The 3,313-nt window shown below is 53.5% G+C and carries 5 protein-coding genes and 1 pseudogene; 1 reads left to right on the plus strand and 5 read right to left on the minus strand.

Going from position 1 to position 3,313, the window contains the following annotated elements; genetic code table 11:
- Positions 1–406 precede the first annotated feature (406 nt).
- The 5 genes from AB3X94_RS41385 to AB3X94_RS41405 all read right to left on the minus strand — a co-directional run bounded on the left by AB3X94_RS41385 (position 407) and on the right by AB3X94_RS41405 (position 3,186).
- A complete protein-coding gene (locus tag AB3X94_RS41385) occupies positions 407–1,012 on the minus strand; it encodes a LysE family translocator (protein ID WP_368614434.1) in 606 nt (201 codons plus the stop codon).
- A 75-nt stretch (positions 1,013–1,087) separates the two neighbouring features.
- Positions 1,088–1,558 (minus strand): gamma-glutamyl-gamma-aminobutyrate hydrolase family protein, encoded by a 471-nt coding sequence (locus AB3X94_RS41390; RefSeq protein WP_368594362.1) that lies wholly within the window; start codon positions 1,556–1,558, stop codon positions 1,088–1,090.
- Positions 1,546–1,905, minus strand: coding sequence for a hypothetical protein (locus AB3X94_RS41395; RefSeq protein ID WP_368614435.1), 360 nt, complete (start codon positions 1,903–1,905; stop codon positions 1,546–1,548). The genes AB3X94_RS41390 and AB3X94_RS41395 overlap by 13 nt, the downstream gene beginning before the upstream one ends.
- Positions 1,898–2,965: a fatty acid desaturase gene (locus AB3X94_RS41400; protein WP_368594364.1), complete on the minus strand. Its 1,068-nt coding sequence runs from the start codon at positions 2,963–2,965 to the stop codon at positions 1,898–1,900. The genes AB3X94_RS41395 and AB3X94_RS41400 overlap by 8 nt, the downstream gene beginning before the upstream one ends.
- A gap of 29 nt (positions 2,966–2,994) precedes the next feature.
- The gene (locus AB3X94_RS41405) at positions 2,995–3,186 is read right to left on the minus strand and encodes a PLP-dependent transferase (protein ID WP_368594365.1); all 192 of its coding nucleotides are present in this window, start codon (positions 3,184–3,186) and stop codon (positions 2,995–2,997) included.
- 45 nt (positions 3,187–3,231) lie between these two features.
- Between AB3X94_RS41405 and AB3X94_RS41410 the strand changes: the two are divergent.
- Positions 3,232–3,313 (plus strand): annotated as a pseudogene (locus AB3X94_RS41410) (IS5/IS1182 family transposase); the annotation flags it as partial.

Below are 3,313 nucleotides of genomic sequence, written 5' to 3' on the forward strand. Positions count from 1 at the left end.
TCAGCTCGGCCAGCCGTACCAGTGGATGCTTGAGATTGATCTGTTCGCGCAGTGGATGCCGGAACAAATCCTTCTCCGTTACAGGCGCCTTCGGACCCATCTAAACCTCGTCAGAATTTGCAGGCTATACCCAGCAATATGCCAGGTCTCTGCAATTCCAACAACACGATTTCCACCGGAAACCCCCAACGCTTACGGCTCTACGGTTTGTTCAGGCTGGACTAAATAGCTTCGTGCTCCATTACCTTGATGCCTTCTTTTTGTAAAGCAATTACAGCCGGCAAACCTTTTGGAACCTTGATCGGCATGGAAGCACAACCTCCGTTTCGAAACTACGCGATACCCGCAAGACTGCACGGCATACCAACAACACCACGTCTGACCGACTGCGAGCATGGTTAGGTCTTCACCTGTTTAAGAAGACCAAGCTGACTGCGACGCATGCGTAAAGTGCGCCCGTAATCTTCTCAAGCATGGATCTGTTGCTCAATACCACGCTTGCGCGATCTGCAAGAACCATATATCCGCAATAGACCGCGACGGAGATCGCCGTTGCCGCAGCTCCCATCGGAACCGCCTGCCCAAGGTAGGAACCGGATGGGCTGATGAAACTGGGATACGTAACTAATGTGGCCAACCACCCCTTAGGGTTCGCTAGAGAGACGATGAGGGAATCGACAAACACCTGTCTGGAGTTCCAGCGCACCGCATCTTCTGTTCTTGACTCCCGCTTCCCACAAAAAGCAATAATGGAAAGATATCCAAGATATATCGCCCCTATCCATCGGACATAAAGTAACACCCATTGGTTATCCCGTATAAAAATCCCAACACCCGACAATACGACTGCTGCGTGAACGGCCGCACCAGTACCTAATCCGATCGCGTCAGGAATTGCGATTTTGAGCCCGTGCTTCAATGTTTGAGCAACGGCAAAAGCGACGTTCGGACCAGGCAAAGCCACGGCGGCAGTAAAGGTAACAAGAAACAAACCAAATAGATGAAAATCCATGAAGCCCCGCCTCTATTTGCAAATCACTCCCGAAAGGAACAACTATCGACACAAAATCCGGCTAATCTCCGCATCTCAGTGGACCGCTGCGTTATATGCCTCACAAGCTCTCCCGAAGGCGCCCAGAATCTTCTGGCTGATTACATCGCTGGAAGCATGCCATTCTGGATGCCACTGCAGCGCCAGTTGAAAGGTGCGTGAATTCCTATATGACAGCGCTTCTACGACACCGTCCCCCGCTACTGCCTCCACTCGGATTCCTTCTCCAAGCTCCGCGATGCCTTGCCTATGCAACGAATTGACGCATAGCTCGTCGCCCTGGATAACGGACGACAGCAAGCCGCCGGAAGCGACCTTAACCGTATGCACAGGACGGTACTGTTCGTCGCGAGGAATCTCTGGGTTTTCGCGATGCGAGATCCCCTTGTGCGTCAACGATAGATCTTCGTGCAATGTGCCGCCACGGTAAACGTTCATCTCCTGCAAACCGCGGCAAATTCCCAATACTGGCATATCCAGTTCTTCCGCCACCATCAACGCAACCATCGACAGCCTGTCTCGTGGCCGATCCGTCCTGCAGGCGACAATGTCGTCTTCAGCAAGCGCCCAAGCGCCACCGTTCCTGTCAAAGATCCCGGGATCGAGTCTGATTCGTCGCCAGTTAGAACAAGGCCGTCAAGACGGCGCATCACGTCGCGTAATCTTTGGAAAATCGCGTCGCAAGGCAGATCACGGTCGATCGTCGGTAAGATGACGCACTCGAGCGACGCGTGTTTAGTCAGCGCCTCGATATAGCGCCGCCGCAACCAGTCGCGGTGAACGCCGTCGTGAAGATGACGATTGGCTGTGACCCCGACGACGGCGCAGCCCAGATGGCGACGTGTATCACTCATTGACCACGCCCTCCTCGGCTAACCGTCCGCGCTGGGCCTCGTACAGCCGCCGGTTCCGGTCGAGCAGCTGGTTGATGACACTTGGCTGCCCTTTTGGTCCACTAGCGAAGAGCCCTCCCCATGAATCTGCAACCTCAGCATATCGCGGATCGCGCAACCTGATCTTCTGTGCCCGCTTCAGGTGCCAGAAAGGCACGCCTGGCGAAAGATGATGTTCCAGATGATATTCATCAAGGTTCGCGCCGACCAGCAGTCGCTCGATCAAATTGCCTTTGCGGTTACGCGTCAAGTACACATCTTCGGTTTCGGTCTCACACATTGGCGAATGCCCAGCGAGTTCAATGAACCAGCCCAAGGCTTGGAACGTGGTTAGATATGGAACAAGCCAGAACAGCACAAGCAAATCCAGCGATTGCGTCAGGGCAAAGCCGAAAATGACAATCAGCCAGAATACCGCAAATCCATAGGTGTCGATGGCAGCACCCCGCCTGTCGATCTCTTTTTTCCCCTCACGAGAAATAAGAAACCGCTCACTCCATAGATACTTGAGATAGCGTACCGTCGCTCCGCCAAACATCGCTTTCCAGACAATGGCAAACGCGTATTCACGTGGCGGGCGCACATCATACACGCCCGATGATATAAAGAACTTCAGGTTAGGATCCCTTTCAGGGTCGCCGAGATATGGATGGTGCAGATGAACATGCGAGTAGCGATAAGCCCAGTGCCGCTGAAAAACAGGATATGCAGCGAAGACGATGCCGAGCACGTAGTTCCATCCGGTGCTCCTGGCCAGCGTCCGGTACGCGGCATCATGCGCGATAGTTGTCAGTCCGCGTTGTTGCGCACCGATTACGAGTACTGCAAGCGGGTAGAGCCACCACGAGATTCGTATCGTTGCATAAGCACACGCAAGAATGACAAGATAGTCCTTCACAATGTAAAGTGCGCCGGTCAAATTATCGGGCCTCAATTCGGACAACTCTCGCATAATGTCGCGCGAGAATCGCGAAGTGGTGAAACGTTTGCCGCGCAATTGCCAAGCGTCATAAATTTCCATGATCAAATTCCCTCCAAGAAAGATCGACGTCAGACAGCGTCAAGTCCGCGTTGAAGATCGGCGACGATATCATCAATGTTCTCAATCCCAACGCAAAGCCGAATCGATCCGTCGAAAATACCAGCGGCCTCGCGCTTTTCCTTGGGAACCGTTGTGTGCGTTGTCGAAACGGGATGCGTGACCAACGTTCGCGCGTCACCGACATTCGACACGTGGTACATTAGAGGGTGTTAGGCACTTTATGTCGGACCTGGTATCCTGGCGGAATGAAAAATCGCAGGCCTTACCCAACGGATGTATCGGATGAAGAGTGGTACTTCGCCGCTCCGTACCTGACCCTGATGAACA

Source organism: Paraburkholderia sp. BR10923 (genome assembly GCF_040948765.1).
In the GTDB taxonomy this organism is placed as follows: domain Bacteria; phylum Pseudomonadota; class Gammaproteobacteria; order Burkholderiales; family Burkholderiaceae; genus Paraburkholderia; species Paraburkholderia youngii.